The sequence below is a fragment of the Lentisalinibacter salinarum genome (genome assembly GCF_040706555.1).
In the GTDB taxonomy this organism is placed as follows: domain Bacteria; phylum Pseudomonadota; class Gammaproteobacteria; order Steroidobacterales; family Woeseiaceae; genus Lentisalinibacter; species Lentisalinibacter salinarum.
The window spans coordinates 91,999-109,751 of the sequence record NZ_JAPDRH010000003.1; the positions used below are offsets into that span (position 1 = coordinate 91,999).

Annotated in this window: 16 protein-coding genes and 2 pseudogenes; 8 read left to right on the plus strand and 10 right to left on the minus strand. The window is 67.5% G+C overall.

What is annotated here, in order from left to right:
* Positions 1 to 120: 120 nt before the first annotated feature.
* Positions 121 to 1,521 carry an FAD-binding oxidoreductase gene (locus ACJMKZ_RS10900; RefSeq protein WP_405233256.1) on the plus strand — a complete coding sequence of 467 codons (1,401 nt, stop codon included), beginning with the start codon at positions 121 to 123 and terminating at the stop codon, positions 1,519 to 1,521.
* Positions 1,522 to 1,550: 29 nt separating this feature from the next.
* Here the strand turns inward: ACJMKZ_RS10900 and ACJMKZ_RS10905 are convergent, their stop codons facing one another.
* Entirely contained in the window at positions 1,551 to 2,312 is a 762-nt protein-coding gene (locus ACJMKZ_RS10905) for a glutathione S-transferase N-terminal domain-containing protein (RefSeq protein WP_405233257.1), read from the minus strand.
* A gap of 167 nt (positions 2,313 to 2,479) precedes the next feature.
* Here ACJMKZ_RS10905 and ACJMKZ_RS10910 point away from each other — a divergent pair, with 167 nt between their 5' ends.
* Positions 2,480 to 2,803 (plus strand): hypothetical protein, encoded by a 324-nt coding sequence (locus ACJMKZ_RS10910; RefSeq protein ID WP_405233258.1) that lies wholly within the window; start codon positions 2,480 to 2,482, stop codon positions 2,801 to 2,803.
* Between the two features lie 41 nt (positions 2,804 to 2,844).
* Here the strand turns inward: ACJMKZ_RS10910 and ACJMKZ_RS10915 are convergent, their stop codons facing one another.
* Positions 2,845 to 3,003 (minus strand): hypothetical protein, encoded by a 159-nt coding sequence (locus ACJMKZ_RS10915; RefSeq protein ID WP_405233259.1) that lies wholly within the window; start codon positions 3,001 to 3,003, stop codon positions 2,845 to 2,847.
* A 281-nt stretch (positions 3,004 to 3,284) separates the two neighbouring features.
* Between ACJMKZ_RS10915 and ACJMKZ_RS10920 the strand changes: the two genes are divergently transcribed.
* Positions 3,285 to 3,971: a Crp/Fnr family transcriptional regulator gene (locus ACJMKZ_RS10920; RefSeq protein WP_405234147.1), complete on the plus strand. Its 687-nt coding sequence runs from the start codon at positions 3,285 to 3,287 to the stop codon at positions 3,969 to 3,971.
* Between the two features lie 12 nt (positions 3,972 to 3,983).
* Here ACJMKZ_RS10920 and ACJMKZ_RS10925 read toward each other — a convergent pair whose 3' ends face one another.
* The gene (locus ACJMKZ_RS10925; RefSeq protein WP_405233260.1) at positions 3,984 to 5,408 is read right to left on the minus strand and encodes an HAD-IA family hydrolase; all 1,425 of its coding nucleotides are present in this window, start codon (positions 5,406 to 5,408) and stop codon (positions 3,984 to 3,986) included.
* 180 nt (positions 5,409 to 5,588) lie between these two features.
* Between ACJMKZ_RS10925 and ACJMKZ_RS10930 the strand changes: the two are divergent.
* Positions 5,589 to 6,212: pseudogene (locus tag ACJMKZ_RS10930) on the plus strand (ribonuclease HII); the annotation flags it as partial.
* 273 nt (positions 6,213 to 6,485) lie between these two features.
* On the opposite strand, the gene ACJMKZ_RS10935 reads toward ACJMKZ_RS10930, so the two are convergent.
* Together ACJMKZ_RS10935 and ACJMKZ_RS10940 are read right to left on the minus strand one after the other, a co-directional pair.
* The gene (locus ACJMKZ_RS10935; RefSeq protein WP_405233261.1) at positions 6,486 to 7,256 is read right to left on the minus strand and encodes a DUF72 domain-containing protein; all 771 of its coding nucleotides are present in this window, start codon (positions 7,254 to 7,256) and stop codon (positions 6,486 to 6,488) included.
* A 39-nt stretch (positions 7,257 to 7,295) separates the two neighbouring features.
* On the minus strand, positions 7,296 to 8,786 hold the full coding sequence (locus ACJMKZ_RS10940; protein ID WP_405233262.1) for a sigma-54-dependent transcriptional regulator: 1,491 nt from the start codon (positions 8,784 to 8,786) through the stop codon (positions 7,296 to 7,298).
* Positions 8,787 to 9,039: 253 nt separating this feature from the next.
* Between ACJMKZ_RS10940 and ACJMKZ_RS10945 the strand changes: the two genes are divergently transcribed.
* Positions 9,040 to 9,690, plus strand: coding sequence for a response regulator (locus tag ACJMKZ_RS10945; protein ID WP_405233263.1), 651 nt, complete (start codon positions 9,040 to 9,042; stop codon positions 9,688 to 9,690).
* 28 nt (positions 9,691 to 9,718) lie between these two features.
* On the opposite strand, the gene ACJMKZ_RS10950 is transcribed toward ACJMKZ_RS10945, so the two are convergent.
* On the minus strand, positions 9,719 to 12,412 hold the full coding sequence (locus ACJMKZ_RS10950) for a bifunctional acetate--CoA ligase family protein/GNAT family N-acetyltransferase (RefSeq protein WP_405233264.1): 2,694 nt from the start codon (positions 12,410 to 12,412) through the stop codon (positions 9,719 to 9,721).
* A gap of 170 nt (positions 12,413 to 12,582) precedes the next feature.
* Here ACJMKZ_RS10950 and ACJMKZ_RS10955 point away from each other — a divergent pair, with 170 nt between their 5' ends.
* The gene (locus ACJMKZ_RS10955; RefSeq protein WP_405233265.1) at positions 12,583 to 13,248 is read left to right on the plus strand and encodes a hypothetical protein; all 666 of its coding nucleotides are present in this window, start codon (positions 12,583 to 12,585) and stop codon (positions 13,246 to 13,248) included.
* A gap of 225 nt (positions 13,249 to 13,473) precedes the next feature.
* Here the strand turns inward: ACJMKZ_RS10955 and ACJMKZ_RS10960 are convergent.
* The 4 genes and pseudogenes from ACJMKZ_RS10960 to ACJMKZ_RS10975 all read right to left on the minus strand — a co-directional run.
* Positions 13,474 to 13,824: pseudogene (locus ACJMKZ_RS10960) on the minus strand (phosphoketolase family protein); the annotation flags it as partial.
* A gap of 261 nt (positions 13,825 to 14,085) precedes the next feature.
* Entirely contained in the window at positions 14,086 to 14,772 is a 687-nt protein-coding gene (locus ACJMKZ_RS10965) for a tellurite resistance TerB family protein (protein ID WP_405233266.1), read from the minus strand.
* Positions 14,773 to 14,902: 130 nt separating this feature from the next.
* A complete protein-coding gene (gene nhaR, locus ACJMKZ_RS10970; protein ID WP_405233267.1) occupies positions 14,903 to 15,814 on the minus strand; it encodes a transcriptional activator NhaR in 912 nt (303 codons plus the stop codon).
* A 31-nt stretch (positions 15,815 to 15,845) separates the two neighbouring features.
* Positions 15,846 to 16,673: an ion transporter gene (locus tag ACJMKZ_RS10975; RefSeq protein ID WP_405233268.1), complete on the minus strand. Its 828-nt coding sequence runs from the start codon at positions 16,671 to 16,673 to the stop codon at positions 15,846 to 15,848.
* A gap of 302 nt (positions 16,674 to 16,975) precedes the next feature.
* On the opposite strand from ACJMKZ_RS10975, the gene ACJMKZ_RS10980 reads away from it, so the two are divergent.
* Together ACJMKZ_RS10980 and ACJMKZ_RS10985 are read left to right on the plus strand one after the other, a co-directional pair.
* Complete coding sequence (locus ACJMKZ_RS10980; RefSeq protein ID WP_405233269.1) at positions 16,976 to 17,473, plus strand: Na+/H+ antiporter subunit E; 498 nt, start codon at positions 16,976 to 16,978, stop codon at positions 17,471 to 17,473.
* A gap of 2 nt (positions 17,474 to 17,475) precedes the next feature.
* Positions 17,476 to 17,751: a monovalent cation/H+ antiporter complex subunit F gene (locus ACJMKZ_RS10985; RefSeq protein WP_405233270.1), complete on the plus strand. Its 276-nt coding sequence runs from the start codon at positions 17,476 to 17,478 to the stop codon at positions 17,749 to 17,751.
* Positions 17,752 to 17,753 lie beyond the last annotated feature (2 nt).

Here is a 17,753-nt window from a genome sequence, read left to right on the forward strand (position 1 = left end):
CGGCGTCCTGCCGCACCACGCCCACCCGGGCCATCCTCCGCTCATTCTCGTGCCGGGACCTGTGACCCGCAACGTGCCGCAGCCCGTTGGCGGGAGCGGTCCCGCGGAGGAACGACACCGATGAGAGACGCAGTCAGTCACGACCGGGTCCGCGACTGGATCCATGGCGATCACGGCAATGGTCGATCGGTCACACCACGGCGCGCCGCCCGCCGCACGCCGGCCCCGCCGGTGGCCAGGCCCGAAAGTCCGGAGGCGCTGCGCGATCTGTTGCGGACGGGCTCGGGCCTGCCGGCACCGCTCCGCCCGATGGGCGCCGGCAGCGCGTCCACTCCCTGCTCGGTGGCCGAAGGGGGTACGGTGATCGATATGACAGGCCTCGACGGCGTCCTCGAGGTCGGCGACGAGCACGTCACCGTGCAGGCCGGGCTTCGATTGCAGCGTCTCGCCGACGAACTGGCGGGCTACGGGCTGGAACTCGCCGGCGGACACGACCTGATGGGTCGAACGGTCGGCGGGGCGGTGGCCGGCGCCTGCATCGGTCCGGGCACCGGCGTCGGCACCCGCCTGTTCTCCAGCCAGGTCGTCAGCATGAAGGTGGTCACGCCCGAGGGCGGCGAACTCACGGTGGACGCCTCCCGTCCCCACCTGCTGGACATGTTCCGGCTGAGCTACGGCCTGCTGGGCGTCATCCACGAGGTGACGCTGCGGGTGCGGCCCATGAGTCCTTTCACGATCCGGCGGCGGCGCTGCAGCACGGCCGAGCTCGCGGCCGTCTCCGGCCGGCTGCTGGGATCGAAGCTGGGTCTGCGCTTCTACCTGCTGCCATTCCGCGATCAGGTGTATCTCGAGCTACGGCGCAACGGCGACGAAGACACCCACGTCAACCGCCTGCTGTGGAAAATCAAGGACTGGGGCGAGAGCACGATCCTGCCGGCGATGACGAACTCCATGTCCTGGATCGTGCCGATCCCCGCTCTGCGCTACGGCATGATCGACCGCATCAACGGAGCGGGTCAGACGCTGTTCAGCGCCCCCGTCCACGCCGGCAGCGCGGCGGTGGAGCAGGGCGGAGCCCGTCCGGGGGGGCGGGGCGGACGCCGGCTCGCCTGTTCCAGCTGGTGCTTCCCGGCGGCCGAGTTTCCGCTGATCGTGCAGGCCTACCGGGAATTCTGTCGCGACTACTACGCCCGCACCCGGTTCCGCTGCGACATGCCCACCGTCGGCTACCGGCTCGCCCGGGACCGCAGCGCTTTGCTGTCGCCCTCGTTCGACGGACCGGTGTTCGTGCTGCGGGCGGTGAGCACACCCCGTCCGCAGTGGCAGGATTTCGTGCTCGAGTTCGCCGATTTCGCGGAGAAATGGAACGGGATCCCGTTTCTCGACCAGACGGACGGGCTCTCGGCCGGGCAGGTCGCCGCCTCGCTGGGCAGCCGGCTCGAGTTCTTTCGCAAGATGCGCCGGCGGCTCGACCCGGACGGCCGCTTGCTGAACCCCTACCTGGCCCAGTTCTTCCTGTAGGACGGCCGGCGGCGGCGTGCGGCCGAGCTTCAGCCGTAGGTGCGGTTCAGGTACTCCACGATGTCGCCGGACTCCGCCAGTTCGGTGTCCGTGTTCGGGTCCACCAGGTATGGGATGGAGACGCGTCCCGCGCGGGACTTCAGCGCGCGGCGGTTCTCCAGCTCCGGCTGGCCTTCAATGCCCAGCGCGTCGCGAACGACGGGCGGCACCCAGTCGCTCGCCTTTGTCCGGCCTGCCGAGCGCAGGATGTACGGGATCTCCAGTTCGCACAGCCGCTCGCGCACGACGCGTGCGAACGGGCTCGACTCGAAGCTGTAGAGCTCGAGCAGCCGTTCCGGACGACTGCCGCCGGGGCGGGCCCGGGTGCCGGCGGTGAAACGCGGAATTCCGGCCACGGTGGACGTGAACTTCTGCAGGTTCTGCGCCTGCCACCGCAAGGGCACGTCGCGCCGACCGTAGGTGACGAACAGGTATTCGATGATATCCGCGGACTCGTACATGCTGGCACCGGTGTTCGGGTCCACGAGAAACGGGAACTGCGTCTTGCCGCCCCGGGCGAGCACCTCGGGCCGGAAGCGCTCGCCGCCTTTCGGGCAGGGGTAGATGACCGCGTCCAGATCCAGCTCCGTCAGCACTTCCCGCACCAGACGGCAGAACGGGCAGCCCTCGAACTCGTAGAGCTCCAGCATCTTCTCCGGCTTGTCCAGGGCCGGACGGGCCTGGATACCGTTGAAGCCGCGCAGGAAAGAGGTGGCGGTGGAGGAGAGGACATCTAACGTTCGGTGGATCATCGGGGCTCCCTCGGGCGTGGCGGGGTGGCAGTGCAACGCGATGATGCGGGCGCGGCGCAGCGGACGCAATACGGCAGGGCCGCAACCCGGCTCGATTGCGCTTTTTCAATGCCCGCAGGGGCAGGCCGGGCCTAGCGTAAGGGGTGTAGCAGTTCTCCGGAGGAACCATGCGAAGCAGCGCACTCTTCACCGCGACGTGCCTTGTGTTGCTGGCAGCGGGACAGGCAACGGCAGAAGACAAGCAGATGAATGAAGCGCTCGACCTCGTGTCGGGTCCGCCGGAACAATGCCTGAGCCTGATCCGGATCGAGCGTTCCGAGGTGGTCGACGATCGCAACATCCTGTTCCACATGCGCAACGGCGACATCTATCGCAACCAGTTGCCGTACCGGTGCTCCGGGCTGTCGCCGGGCGCGTCCTGCGGCCTGGGTCATTTTTATCCGGTCACCGAAGAGCAGGCGGAGAAGCTGAAGGAGATGGCCGGCAGCTGATATCCCGGTCGGACACCTCGCGCGGCGCAGCAGGGGAAGCCTTATCGCTCGTCCCGTCGCCCGTCGCCGCGTTGCGGCTGTTCCCGGCCGCGCCGCCGGCGGAGGACGAAACTCATGCCGAGGGTGACGCACAGGATGCCCAGAATTGCGATGAGAGGTAGGATCAGGGCGACGGGCACGTAGTAGTTGCTGATTTCCATCGCCGGGACCGTAGCCCGTACCTGCCGCGGCCCACATTGCGGTTTCTCGATGCGCCCGCCCGGCAGCCGGCGAGACGGCGCCGTCTGCCTCAATCAGCGTTTCCCGACAAGCCTATACCCCGATTCCGGTATTGGTGGCAGCGCTGTCTGCCGCCACACTGAATGCGGAGACCGAGTACGTCTCCCGCGACGGAGCCAACCGTCGCCGGAATCAGGATGAATCGCTTCAAGGGGGACGCTGGAAAATGTCCGGGATGACGCAGGCCGTCGACACGAGCGACATGATTCCCGAGAATCATCTGCTCCGGAACCGGGGAGACGGAGACCCGACAGCCGGACCGAACGGCGGTCCCGTGTCGGTTTCCTCCGAGAGACATTTCGGGCCGGAAACCATGTTGCTCCGGGAAGGTAGCAGGGCTTCGAGCGTGTACGTCATCCGCGACGGCCTCGTAAAGCTCGTGCGGCACCTGCCGAACGGCCGCGCGCGCATCGTGGGCCTGCGCGGGCCCGGCTCGGTTCTGGGTATGCCGGTCGCGGAAGAGGACGGAGCCGTCTCTCCCCACAGCGCGGTCACCCTCGGGCACGTGAACGTTCGATGCTGGCCGGCCAGTCACCTGCGCCGTCTGCGCGCCGAACGGCCGCATCGCTACATCGACCTGCTCGAGTCTCTGCACGGGCACATCCGTCAGGCGGATGTCTGGATCACTGAGTTCTCCACCGGCCGCATCAGGAGCCGTGTAGCGCGGCTGATCCTGTATCTGGAGCGCATGGAGGACGGTCTGCCGGAAGGCGAGGTGGAACTGCTCACGTGCCAGGATATGGGCGAGGCACTCGGGGTGACGCCCGAGAGCGTCAGCCGCATCGTCGCCGAGTTGAAGAGGGACGGCGTCCTTCAGCCGGTATCGGCGGACCGGGGCGAACACCTCGGCTGCGACCGGCAGAAACTCCGCAGGCTCGCGCGGGATTGAGCTCGCGCCGGCTTATTGCCGGCTGAACCACGCCAGCAACCGGCACACCGCTTCCCGGTCCGGCAGCGTGAAGGGCGCGATGGTCGATTCCGGGGAGCCTCCGACCGAGATCCCGATGCCGCGCTCATCGATCGCCGCAAAAGCGTCCTCGTCCTTGATGTCGTCTCCCACGTAGACCGGGACCACCGAGCCGTCCTCGGCGAGGCCGAGGAGTGACAGCAGGCGCTGCAACGCTTCGCCCCGGTCCCAGGCCATGCCCGCCGCAGACTCCGGCCGGTGCTGCTCGCGTCGTCCGTCCGGCAACTCCACCTCCAGGCCGTCCCTGGCGGCGTAGACGAGGCCGGGTACGTCGAGTTCGCTGCGCAATTTCTCCAGATCGCATTCGCTGATTACTGCCGTCGGATAACGTCGGGCCAGCCGCGCCAGGAGCCGCTTGAGCCTTTCCGCCCGCGGGTCGTCGGCCGGAAGTCCCGCTTTCGACGCCAGTGTGCCCTCGTAGTGGACAAACAGCGCCGGAGCGGCGCCGCCGAGACGATCTCGCAGAACCTCGAGTTCCGAACCGCTGAGCGGCGAGACACCCGCGGTGTCGAATTCGTCAAGGTACTGATCGTCCAGAACCGTGTCGGCACCCAGACGCGAGAGGGCTTCCGCCTGGTCCGGCCCGTCCCGGGCAATCGCGATCACCAGGCCGTATCCGGCCTTGCGTGCCGCCCTGATCCCGGCCTCTGAATCTTCTACGGCGATACACTGCCGGGCCTGAACATCGAGCTCATGCACCATGGCAGTCAGAAAATCCGGTGCCGGTTTCGGCGACAGGGAGGCCCGCGCCGCATCCGTTCCGTCGAGTTTTGCATCGAACAGTTCCAACGCCCCGGCTGCCGCGAGTACCGGTATGCAGTGCCGGCTCGGCGACACCACGGCCGTATGCAGTCCTTTCCGACGGAACTCCGCTACCAGGCCCAGCGCGGAGCCCCCCCGGTCGATGCCCCGCGCGTCGAGCAGGGAGAGGAACATCTCGTGCGTCAGCTTTACCAGCGCGTGGATGCTGCCGATACCCGGGGGGGCATCCGGCGTACCCGGGCGCAGTTGCACGTCGCGAGCCGCGAGCACCGCGGCCGCGGCGTCGATCGGTGGCCGACCATGGCAGCAGGCGGCGTATTCACTCTCGATGGAGAACGGGCGCTCCGCCTGCGACTCGATCGCGCAGAACAACCTGTCGAAGGCGTGCTTCCATGCCTCGGCGTGGCGCATCCGGGCGCCGGTCAGGACGGCATCCAGGTCGAACACCGCTGCAGCGAAGCCGGCCGTCCGCAGTGGTGCGCCGCTTTCCGCCGCACGCGGTGCCAATTTTCCCTCCTTCCGTTTCTCACGGCCGGCGCACGGGGCAGCGCCGGACCTGTCAGCATGGTGGCGGCGTGCCGCGCCGATTTCCTTCATGGGTCAGTGTCGGAGCCGCGCCGGCGGACTGCATTGCGCTTCGTCAATGCCGGTCGGGGCCCGCCTGGAAGCGGTGGCAGAGTAGCCGGAGCGGCGTTCGACAACCGGGGGAAAGGCCCCTTGCAGCGCCGAGGCGGACACCGAGACAGCCCCAGCCGTTTCGGTTAACCTCCCGGCAGGATGCCTGCCCGCACGCCCCTCCCGAAATGGCCCACTCTGAATATCGAGCGCGAGTTCGAGGGCCGTGTCTGCGGCATCGACGAAGCGGGCTACGCGCCCATCGCCGGGCCGGTGGTCGCCGCCGCCGTCGTCCTGCCAGCCGGCGCAAAACCCCGACGGCTGCGCGGGCTGACCGACTCCAAGCTGCTAACCGCCGACGAGCGGGAACGCTTTCGGGACATCATCCTCGGCCTTGGCGACGCCGCGGTAGGCATGGCCAGCGTCGGGGAGATCGATCGGCTCAACATCTACCACGCGAACCTGCTGGCCATGCGGCGGGCCGTCTCGGCGCTGGACCTGCCGCCGGATGCGGCCATCGTCGACGGACGGGCCGCACCGCAGCTCGACTGTACGGTCAGGACCGTCGTCAAGGGCGACCGGCGTTCGCTGTCGGTGGCGGCGGCTTCGGTGATCGCCAAGGTCGCCCGCGACCGCCTGATGCGGAAACTTGCGGCCGAGTGCCCGGGCTACGGCTGGGAGACCAACGTGGGTTACGGCACGGACGAGCACTATCTGGGCCTGCTGCGCCACGGCCCGACCCGGCACCACCGCCGTAGCTTTGCGCCGTTGACCACGCTGTTCGCACCGGGCGGGCCCGGCGTCGCGCGTTTCCGTTTCGAGGCACTGGAACGGATCGCGGAGCCGCGGCAGCCGCAGTTGCTGGAACTCCGTCGGGACCTGCACGCCGTGTTCGACGCGGTGGGCTGCCACATCGGGCAGGTGAAGAATCTCCGCGGCCAATGGACGTTCCAGGCGGTGGGCTACGCGGCTGAGGCGCGGCCGGTGCCGGGCGGGGGTCCCTGCGCCGCCTGCCACGGCGAGAGGCTGAGTGCGCCCGTAGCTGCGGCCGTCGCAGAATTACTCGCCGCCCGGCTCAGCTGAGCGGGCGCCGTCCGCGGCGCCCAGCATGTCGCGGAGGCGCGCGGCATCCCCCGGCGCACAGGCTTTCTCGTCGTTGTCGAAATAGCAAAACACGTCCAGCCCCCGACGCGCCCACGACGAGATGGCGCCCGCCCAGCCCGATAGCGCGGAGGCGCTATAGTTTCCCCGGTAGGCATCCTCCGGGCCGTGCAGGCGGATGTAGACGAAATCGGCGGTGATCTCCTTCGGTGCCGTGAAACCGGCGAGGTCGTAAATGCACCAGGCAACGCCGTGCTCCCGGAGCCGCTGGCGGGCGTCCTCGTTGAGCCAGCTGTGATCCCGGAACTCCATGGCGCAGCGCGCGTCGCTCGGCAGCGCGTCGAGAAACGCCGCCAGACGCTCGCCGTCGTAGCTCCATCCGGGCGGCAGCTGGAACAGGAGCGGGCCGAGATTGCGGCCCAGCGCGTCCATGCGATCGAAGAAACGGGCCATGCTCTCGCGCGGTTCCCGCAGCTTCTTCATGTGGGTGATATAGCGGCTCGCCTTGGCGGCAAAGACGAAGTCGCGCCCCGTCGCCGCTCTCCAGTCCGCGACCTGTGCGGCGGACGGCAGGCGGTAGAACGAGTTGTTGATCTCGACCGTGTCGAAGCGCCGGGCGTAGAACGCGAGGCGGGCCTCGGCGTCCAGGCCCTCCGGGTAGAAGGTCTGGTCCCAGTGGTCGTAGGACCAGCCCGAGGTGCCAATCCGGATTCTGCCCCTGGCGCTCATCGGCTTATTGGCTCATCGGCTTACCGATCGGGAGTGGCGTCAGCTCGCCCGGTTGCCTTCCTCGGCATAGCTGTTGAGACGATTGTAGAGGGTGCGCAGACTGATGCCGAGCGTCTCCGCGGCGGCGGTCTTGTCGTTCTCGTGGCTTTGCAGCGTCGCCAGTATCAGGGCCTTCTCGGCCTCCTGCACCGACGAGCCGACCCGCACCCGGATGTGATTGCCGGCCACCGAGGGCTCGCCCGTCAGGGGCGGCAGATGAAAGGCTCGTATTTCGCCGGGGGAGAGCAGAAAGGCCCGTTCGACCAGGCTCTGGAGCTCCCGGACGTTGCCCGGGAAGGAGTAGTCGGCGAGGGTCTCGAGCGCATCACGGCCGAGGGACTTCGAGCAACCCTCGCGCTCGTTCAGCCGCTGCAGGAAGTAGCGCGCCAGCCCCTCGATGTCCTCGCCCCGCTCACGTAACGGCGGCATGTCGATGGGGAAGCGCGCGATGCGGTAGTAGAGGTCCTCGCGCAGGCTGCCGTCGGCGATCGCCTCCTCCGGGTCCCGATTGCTGGCCGCGATGATCCGCACGTCCGTGGCAAGGTCTCTCTCTCCGCCCACGCGGCGGAAGGTCGCGCTCTCCAGGACCCGAAGCAGCTTGACCTGGTGTTCGGGCTGCATCTCGGTGATCTCGTCGAGGAACAGCGTGCCGCCGTGGGCCTGCTCGAAAAGCCCGTGGTGACAATGGCTCGCGCCGCTGAAGCTGCCCTTCTCGTGCCCGAACAACTCGCTCTCGCAGAGCTCGGGCGGTATCGCCGCGCAGTTTTTGGCGACGAACGGTCCGTCCGCCCGGTCGCTGAAGCGGTGGATGGTGCGCGCGGCCAGGTCCTTCCCCGTGCCGCTCTCTCCGGTCACGATTACCGAAGTGTCGACCGCCGCCACCTTGCGCAGCAGGCAGAACAGCTCACGCATGATCTTTGAATTGCCGCGCAGGTCCCCGAACTGGTCGAGCGGGGGAGCGGGGGCGGCCTTCGCCTTTTGGCGCCGATCGCGCCGGGGCCAGTCGACCATCTGCCGCAGCAGATCGGTGAGGAACGCCTCGTCGAATGGCTTGGCCAGGAAGTAGCCGGCGCCACGGGACATGCCGGCGCGGATACGCCGGGGCCTGTCCTGTTCGTGCATCAGTACGATCTCGTCGCAGCCCTCCAGGCCGGGCAGATCGAGCAGTTCGAGTACGTCGCCGTCGCCGACGTCCAGCGCCAGGAAGGCCACCTGGGGTGCGGCGCCGGCAAGCTCGCGCGCGGCGTCGGAAAAGCAGGGGCAGTGCCTCGCGTCGAAACCCTCGCGGGCAAGCAGTCCCTGCAGCGCGCGGCTGTGGCCGTCGTCATCGTCGACGATCAGCGCGCGCGGGCGCTCCGACCCGCGAAAAGGAACCCCGGCATCACTCTCGTTCGCCGGGAGTTCAGCCGTCGCGAGGTCTTCCACGGTCGGCGCTAGCTTGCCGTTGCGGCGAGCGTCATCGCTCTGCCGCGATCGATTCGATCGATTCATGATCCCCTTTCCCATCAATGGTGCCCGAAGAATGCCGCGCTACGACGCGGTTTCATCTCTGAACCTGTCACGTAGCATCCGCGTGGGCATTGCGATTTCTCAAGCGCGCCCCTGGCGTCCTCGGACTGCGTCGCGGATCTGCTGCGCGCCTGATCCGCCTTCGTTCGCCTCCCGATCAGGTGAGGGTATCCTCGTATGTAATCTGCCCGCGGGTGGCGGATACTCCTAGGTTTGACCGTGAGGGGGCGAGGGATTGGGCATCAAGGTCCTGATCGCGGACGACCATACCCTGATGCGGGAGGGTCTCCGCTCGATACTGGAGCGGGAAGACGGCGTCGAGATCATCGGCGAGGCGAGCAGTGGGCTCGAGGTGCTGGAGCTGTGTCTCGACGCGGTGCCGGACATCGTCGTCATGGATGTCGCCATGGAGGACCTGAACGGCGTGGAGGCCACCCGGCGCCTGCGGGAGCGGCATGCGAGCGTGCGTGTGATCGCGCTCGCCAGTCACAACGACAGCCGCCTGATGGCGCAGATGCTCCGGGCCGGCGCGTCCGGTTACGTGCTCAAGGAGAACGCCTATACGGAGCTGCGGCCGGCGCTGGACGCCGTGAGCCGCGGCTCCAGTTATCTTTGCCCCGGCGTCACGGCCAAGGCAGCCGAGATCATCCAGGATACGGAGGCGCCGAGGGGCTCGGCCTGGGATGTCCTCGGCGATCGGGAACGCGAGGTGCTGCAGCTGCTGGCGGAGGGCCTGACGTCGGCGGAAGTCGCCGAGAAGCTGCACATCGCGCTCAATACCGTGGAGACCCATCGGCGTAACATCATGCGCAAGCTGGACCTCCACAACGTGGTGGAGCTGACCCGCTACGCGATCCGGGAAGGGCTGACGCGAGTCGAAGACTAGCGTCGGCAGGCCCCGGCGCGCGTCCGCCTCACAGCGAGAGCGTGATGTAGACGATCTCCGGGTCGTCCGGTGCCGTTCTGCGTGTGAAACCGAGCTCCTTCGCGAGAGCCAGCATGCCCCGGTTCTCCCGCAGGACCACCCCGTCCATCTCCTCCAGGCCCCGGTCCCGGGCGACGTCGATCAGCCGCCGCAGCAGTTCGGTGGCCAGACCCCGGTTCTGCCACGCGTCGGAGACCACGATGGAGAATTCGCAGCCCCGGCCGTCCAGATAGGTCACGTAGCGGGCGACTCCGACCTGACGCTCGGCGCCGTCGATGTCGGTGAGCGCGATCAGCGCCATCTCGCGGTCGTAGTCGATCTGGGTGAAGCGCGAGAGCATCGCGGGCGTGAGCTCTTTCATGGCGTACATGAAGCGCAGGTACTTCGAGCGCTCCGACAGGCTGCTGACGAATACCTGCTCGAGCCGCGCGTCCTCCGGCCGGATGGGCCGGATCACCAGCGGCGTGCCGTCCCGCAGTACGTGTTCGCCAACCAGCCCGCTGGGGTAGGGGTGTATCGCCATGTGACCGTATTCCCGCGCGGAGGCACGGCTCTCACGCAACACCACCCGGGCATCGAGCGCGACGGCATTGTTCTCGTTCACCACCAGAGGATTGATGTCGAGTTCCTCGATCCAGGGGAGTTCGCAGACCATATCCGAGAGGCGCAGGATCACGTCTTCCAGCGCGCGCCGGTTGGCCGGCGGCTTGCCCCGGAACTCGTCCAGGTAGCGTGACGCCCGGGTCTCCTCGATCATGCGGCGGACGAGGAAACGGTTCAGCGGTGGCAGGCCGACCGACCGGTCCCGGATCACCTCCACCAGGGTGCCGCCCAGGCCGACGGTGACCGCCGGACCGAACACCGGGTCGTTCATCACGCCCAGCATGATCTCCCTGCCGTTCCGGGGCCGCCACATGCGTTCCAGCAGCACCCCGTTTATGCGCGCATCCGGCATGCGCTCGCTCACCGAGCGCACGAGTTCCCGGTAAGCGGTGCCCAGCTCGGCCCCATTGGCGATGCCCAGCCGCACGCCGTCGACGTCCGACTTGTGCGAGATGTCGGATGAGTGGATCTTCATCACCAGCGGGAATCCGAGCTGCTCGCCCAGGGTGAGTGCCTCGCGCGCACTCCGGGCGGGCAGGCTCTCGAGTATCGGGATGCCGAAGGTCCTGAGCAGGGCCTTGGATTCGATCACATCCAGTACCCGGCGGCCTTCGGCCAGCGCGGCGTCGATGATAAGCCGCGCGCCCTCCCGGTCGGGCGCCTCCCGCCGTCCGAGCGGTTTTGGCACCTGCAGCAGCATCTCCTGGTTGGCCCGGTGCGCCGCCACCGCCGAGAAAGCCTCCACGGCGGCCTCGGGCGTCGCATAGGTGGCGATGCCGCGGGCGCGGAACGCCTCCCGGCTGGCCTCCATCGAACGGCCACCCATCCAGCAGGTGAGCACGGGCTTTTTCGCCTGCGTCACGATGTCCGCCACGGCCTCGGCCACGGGTTCCGGCTGGGTCATCGCCTGCGGAACGAGGATGGCCAGGACGCCGTCGCAGCCGTCGTCCTCCAGCACGAATTCCAGGGCTTTGGCGTAGCGGTCCGCGCCGGCGTCGCCCAGCACGTCGACCGGATTGCCGCCGGACCAGGCGCGGGGGAGGGCGCCGTCGAGCTTTTGCCGGGTCTCTTCCGACAATTTCGCCAGCGGCAGACGCTTGTCGGCGAGGAAGTCCGCCGCCATGACGCCGGGGCCGCCGCCGTTGGTGATGATGGCGAGCCGCGGCCCGCGGGTGCGGACGCCCGTGTGCAGCGTCTCGGCCACGGCGAAGAAATCCACGTAGTTGTGCACCCGCACCACGCCTGCCCGGCTGACGGCCGCGTCGAACACGTCGTCGGAGCCGACCATGGCGCCGGTGTGGGAGATGGCGGCCTGGCCGGCGTCGGCGTGGCGTCCCGCCTTCATCACGATCACCGGCTTGGCCCGGGAGGCCGCTCGCACCGCGCTCATGAAACGGCGCGCATCGTGGATGCCCTCGACATAGAGCATGATCGCACGGGTCGCCGGATCCACCACCAGGTAGTCGAGAATCTCGCCGAAGTCGACGTCCGCCGCCGTGCCGCTGGAGACCACGCAGGAGAAACCGATATTGCGCGGTGCCGCCCAGTCGAGGAGGGCGGTGCACAGCGCGCCCGACTGGGACACCAGCGCGATATGGCCTTCGCGGGCCATGACCTGGCTGAAACTCGCGTTCAGCCCGGCGTCGGGGCGCAGAATGCCGAGGCAGTTCGGGCCGATGAAGCGGATGCCGTGGCGTCTTGCCGCAGCCAGGGCGTCGGCCTCGAGCTGCCGACCCTCGGGACCCGCCTCGCGGAAACCGGCCGAGAGGATCACCGCCACCGGGACGCCGGCCTCGCCGCATTCATCCAGCACGCCGGGCACGGCGACGGCGGGCGTCACGATGATCGCCAGGTCCACGTCGCCGTCAATATCGAGGACACTGGCCACGCAGGCATGACCCTGGACCGTTTCGTGGGCCGGGTTCACGGCGTGGATGGGGCCCTCGAACCCGCCCTCCAGCAGGTTTCGGTAGGTAACCGTACCGAGAGAGCCGGGCCGCTCGCTGGCGCCGATGAGCGCGACGGAGCGGGGTTCGAACAGGGGCGAGATCTCGGCCGTGGTGGCGCCGCGGCGTGCCATCAATTGCTTCCTTCAGGGTGCGAATGGGAGGCGGAGCGCAGAGCGTAACCGGAATCCGCGGACGCCGCATCGCCGACGATGCCGAAGCCGGGCGCTGAGGCCATCCGGTAGAATGCCGCCGGCAACCGCCTGCCACGGGGGCAAGGCGTGCCATCCTCAGGAGCAGGCGATTGGAAACCCAAGAGACACCCGGCAGCCGGGGAACCGACGACCCGGCGGAGGCCCCGCAGGAAACCCCGGCCGGTGCCCCGGCGATGTCGCGCACCGAGAAGCTGTTCGTGAGGGTGTCGGTCTGGCAGACGGTGCTGTCCGTCGCCGGCGTGTTCATCGGCGTAGTGGCCCTGTACGCGGCGCTGACTGAGTCCGAGGCGGCCCGCAAGCAGACCGCGGCCACCGTGTGGCCCTATCTGCAGCTGGAGGTCAGCGACTACGCCAACGAGACCGGCGCCGGATTTTCCATCGCGTTCTCGAACGCCGGCGTAGGTCCGGCCCGCGTCCGCGCCATGGAACTGCGCATCGCCGGGGCGCCGGTCCGCGACTGGGAGGCTGCCGTCGCGAGCCTCGTCGCGAAAGACGCTCCGGCCCCCGATTTCGGCCGCAACTTCATAATCGGCCGCGTGCTGACGCCCGGTGAATCGGTGACGCTGCTGCAGACCCACGATCGGACACTGGTCGCCGCGTTCCGCGCGGCGGTGGCGTCGCCCGGCACGGGGCTGCGGTTCTGTTACTGCTCGATATTCGACGACTGCTGGCTGAGGGACAGCCGGGACGAGGCTGCCGATCCACGGCGGGTGGAGGCCTGTCCGAACTTCGGGGAGGCCGGATTCCGCTATTGAGGGTCTGTGCCGATCCCTGGCCTAACCGCGCATAATGTATATTATGTTAAATACTGGCCGTGAGAATGGAAGGACACCTAGGCCGGCACCGACTGAACCGCTCTTGAGGCACCGGCAGTCCGAGTATCCCCCCGAGGCTGACGACTCGTTTTTATTCAGCAACTAATGATGTCTTTTTAATCTGCTTTCTCGCCACTTTCGTCCCGCCCGAGCGCGAATGCCCGCTCACGACAACGGCCAGGTCCATTGCCGGAGATCCGGCGCATCGACGCCGTGCTCGTAGGCGTACTGCCGGCAGTCGATCTTCCGGTCGCGGAGCTTGTCTTTCACGTGAGCGCCTGCCACGTGCAGCTGCGGCAGGCGGTCGATCACGTCGATGGCGAGGCTGAAGCGGTCGATCTCGTTCTCGATCGCCAGGTCCAGCGGCGTATTGATGTTCCCTTTCTCCTTGTAGCCGCGGACGTGGAGATTGCGGTGGTTGGTGCGGCGATACGCCAGCCGGTGTATCAGCCAGGGATAGCCGTGGAAATTGAACACGATCGGTCGGTCCACCGTGAACAGGCTGTCAGGGTCCCGGCATCGAACAGGGCGATCTTGATGGAGGAACTGCCGCTGTTCAGTACGAGAATGCTCATGGTGAATCGTCGGACGGTGACTGCGCCGGTCGCCAGCATTCGACAAACGAAGCCGGTAAAGGAATAGGTGAATCTACGAACCGGCGGCGGCGAGCGTCGCCACCTGCGGGCACTCGGGATCGGGCACGTGCGCGGATACGGCTTCACACGAAAAAATGGCCGGGGCACGGCCGTGGACACCGTACCCCGGCCCGGGCGGGCATCAGGCAGCTCGGTGATTCGCTCCGGTCGCAGCCTCGGTGACGGACCGGATGGACTGGCCGGCACTGCGGTGCAGTTCGACCACGAGCGCGGTAGGCAGCGCCAGCGCCTCGGCGAGTTCGGACAGATAGGCGCGGGAGATCGCCTGGGTCTCGTCGACGGCGAGCAGCGCCGCGGCGTAAACCTCGGCTGCCAGCTCGGGGGTGCCGGCAGCGGCCGCAAGTTCACTCACGCCGAGGGGTCGGCGCAATTCGTCGAACAACAGCCCTTTCTCGGCCGCTTCCAGATCCAGGGTGTCGATGCGGTCGAAGATGCGGCGGCGCTCGTTGTCGTCCAGGTGGCCGTCCGCATGGGCGGCGGCGATCATGGCCCGGATGATCAGCAGGTCCCGGTGGCGGCATGCGGCCGGTTCTGCCGGCTGGAAGCCGGGTTCCGTCAGGCCTTGCCAGGTCTGCGCCTGCGCAGCGTCAGCGGCCGTGCCGCCGTCCGCCGCGCGATATCGCTGATAGGCCTTCCAGGCGAGTCCGCCGACGGCAACGGCGCCGCCGATCTTCAGCGCCGAGCCCGCGAGCTTGCGGGTCTTCTTGCCGCTGATCGCATTCGCGGCCAATCCACCGGCGAGTCCGGCCGCCAGACTGCCGCCGATACCGCTCCTCATCAGGCCTTCCAGTGCTCGATTCAGATCCATGGGCGTGCTCCTTGCAGGGGTTGACCCTGAAGGTTGCCCACGAGGCGCGCCGACGACCAGCGGATTGTGCTTTGGATTTACTTCGAGTGGGCCGAAGTATTAGCGCGCTGGCAGGAAGAATTCCCGAATCTTAATGATCACCGACGCCGAACAGCTGCTCCCGCGCGGCCTCGGTGATGGCGACCACGGAGGCATGCTTCAGGCGTCGTTCGGGCGAGATGGCGTAGAAGCGTTCCCGGACCTCCTCCGTCGAACCGATGACGCGGGCACCGTAGGTGCGGCAGATCTCGTCCGCGATGGCCGTCGGGCCGGCGAACGCCCCTGCCCCGGCTTCTCCGAAGGCTTTCAGCAGGGCGCTGTCGTCGAATTCGGCCGCCACGACGGGCACCAGGCTGTTCGCCTCGAACCATTCTTCGAGCCGGCGCCGAAGCGCGGTGCCCTGGTTGGGCAGCAGCATCGGTGCACCGTCGAGAATGGCCGGGAAATCCCCCCGGTAGCGCTCGTACAGGGCCTCGCTGACGAAGAACGACGTGCCGCTCTCCCCCAGCACGTAACTGTAGGCCTTGACGTTCAGGCCTGCTGGCAGCGGCTGATCCGACAGTACGAGGTCCAGCCGATGCACGGCGAGTTCGCCGAGGAGTCGGTCCAGCGTGCCTTCCTGGCAGCGGATGCGCGGCGCGTCTTCGGCCTGCAGGGCCGGCGCGATGATGCGGCACGCCACCAGCTTCGGGATGGAATCCACGATGCCGACGTTCAGGTGCCGCGGCACGTCGGGCCGTCGGCCGCGCACCACCTGGGCGAGCTCCGCGCCGAGGTTGAATATCTCGTCCGCGTACTCGAACACCATCTGGCCGGTCCGGGAGAGCACCAGTCGCCTGCCCGCCTTGCGGAACAGTCGCTCCCCCACCGCCTCGTCCAGCAGTTTCAGCTGCCCGCTGATGGTCTGCGGCGTGACGTGCAGCACCTCGGCCGCGCGGGCGATGCTGCCCTCGCGGGCCACCACCCAGAAATATTGCAGATGCCCGTAATTCAGATGGCGCATGACCGGTCTCCGGACGGGGCCTCCCGTCTCCTCATGATTCGCGCCCGAGGCGCCGTTCGATGCGAGCCAGCCGTTCCGCCGTCTCGCGAATCAGGTACAGCATCTCCTCGCGCTCGGCGTGGGCTTTCGCCTCGGTCTCCTGACGGCGGCTCTCCTCTTCCTCCCAGTGCAGCGCCTGCATGGAGTTGACGATGATGCCGATGAACAGGTTCAGGATCGTGAACGCGGAGATCAGGATGAAGGGCACGAAATACAGCCAGGCCTGGGGATAGGCCTCCATCACGGGACGCGCGATGCCCATCGACCAGCTCTCGAGCGTCATCACCTGGAACAGCGTGTACATGCTGGCGCCCACGTTCCCGAACCAGTCGGGGAAGCGTTCGCCGAAGAGCTCGGTGCCGATCACCGCGAACACATAGAAGACAAGGCCCAGCATGAAGGTGATCCAGCCGATGCTGGGAATGGCCGAGAGCAGCGACTCGGTCAGCTGCCGCAGCCGCCGGACCGTTGACAGCAACCGGAGCACTCGCAGGATGCGCAGACTGCGCAGGATGGACAACGGACCCGTGGCCGGCACCAGCGAGATGGCGACCACGAGGAAGTCCATCACGTTCCATCCGCTGCGGAAGAAGCGCGGCCCGAAGGCGACCAGCTTGATCAGGATCTCGACGCTGAAAACGGCGAGCACGATGGCATTGAAGGCCCGCAGCCAGCCGCCCGCCTCTGCCACGACGGCATCGGACGTCTCCAGCCCGAGCGTGACGGCATTCGCCACGATCAGGCTCAGGATCAGATAGTGCGGCCAGCCGGTCTCGATCCAGCGGCCCAGCCGTCCTCGCCAGTGGTCGGGTGTCTCCAAGCGCGTGACTCCAGAAAAATGCCGGCCCGGGTGCCGGCGAGACAGGTTAACTCTTTCCGGCTATTTAAGACTAGATATTGTTTTCATATTTCCTTTTCCTTATGCTCCGAGCCGCTCCTCACCTCCGGAGGACGCCGCGACACCTTCCGACCGGCCCCGCAAGGCCGGCCGGTGCGCCTGTACGCTAGAATCCGGGCGCCCGGGACGGTATCTTCTGCGGTCGCCATGGACGGGGGGATGCGGGGGCCGATGGTGGCGCCCGCGACGTCAACGCACTAACTCGACTCGGGGAAGCATTCCTCATGCAAACCAGCCGCAAATCGTCCAACGCGGAGAAGCTGCTGTTGCTCGTCGCCCTGGTCGCGGCCTGGTTGCTGTGGTCCGGACTTTACAAACCATTGCTCCTCGGTCTCGGCGCTTTCTCCTGTCTGCTGACCATTTACCTGGTCTACCGGATGGGCCATTTCCATCGCGAGGCCTACGCGCTCAGCTACGGCTTCTCGATGGTGGGCTACCTGTTCTGGCTGGCGCGGGAAATGGTCCTGTCCAGCCTGCAGGTTGCGCGCATCGTCCTGACGCCTTCCCTGCCCGTGGATCCGCAGGTGATCGAGATCCGGGCCACCGCCGACCATCCGATGGACCAGGCGATCCTCGGCAATTCCATCACGGTCACCCCCGGAACCCTGACGCTCGACGTGCACGACGGCGTGCTGAAGGTGCACAGCCTGACCCGCTCGGGCGCTGAGTCGCTGCTCGGCGGCGAGATGGACCGGCGGGTAGCCTCGCTGCGGAGGCGCTGAGCATGTATTACGTGGTCAGCATCGCCGTCCTCGTGACGATGGGTCTCGCGCTCGTACGGGCGCTGCTGGGCCCCACGCTCTATGACCGGGTGCTGGCGGTGAACATGTTCGGCACGAAGACGGTGCTGCTGACTTCCGTCATCGCCTTCCTGTACGACCGCCCGGATTTCCTGGATCTGGCGCTGGCCTACGCGCTGATCAACTTCACGGGCGTGCTGGCCGTGCTCGAGTTCTTCCGCAACCGGGCCTCCCGTCAGCCCGCCGGCGGCGAGGGCTGACG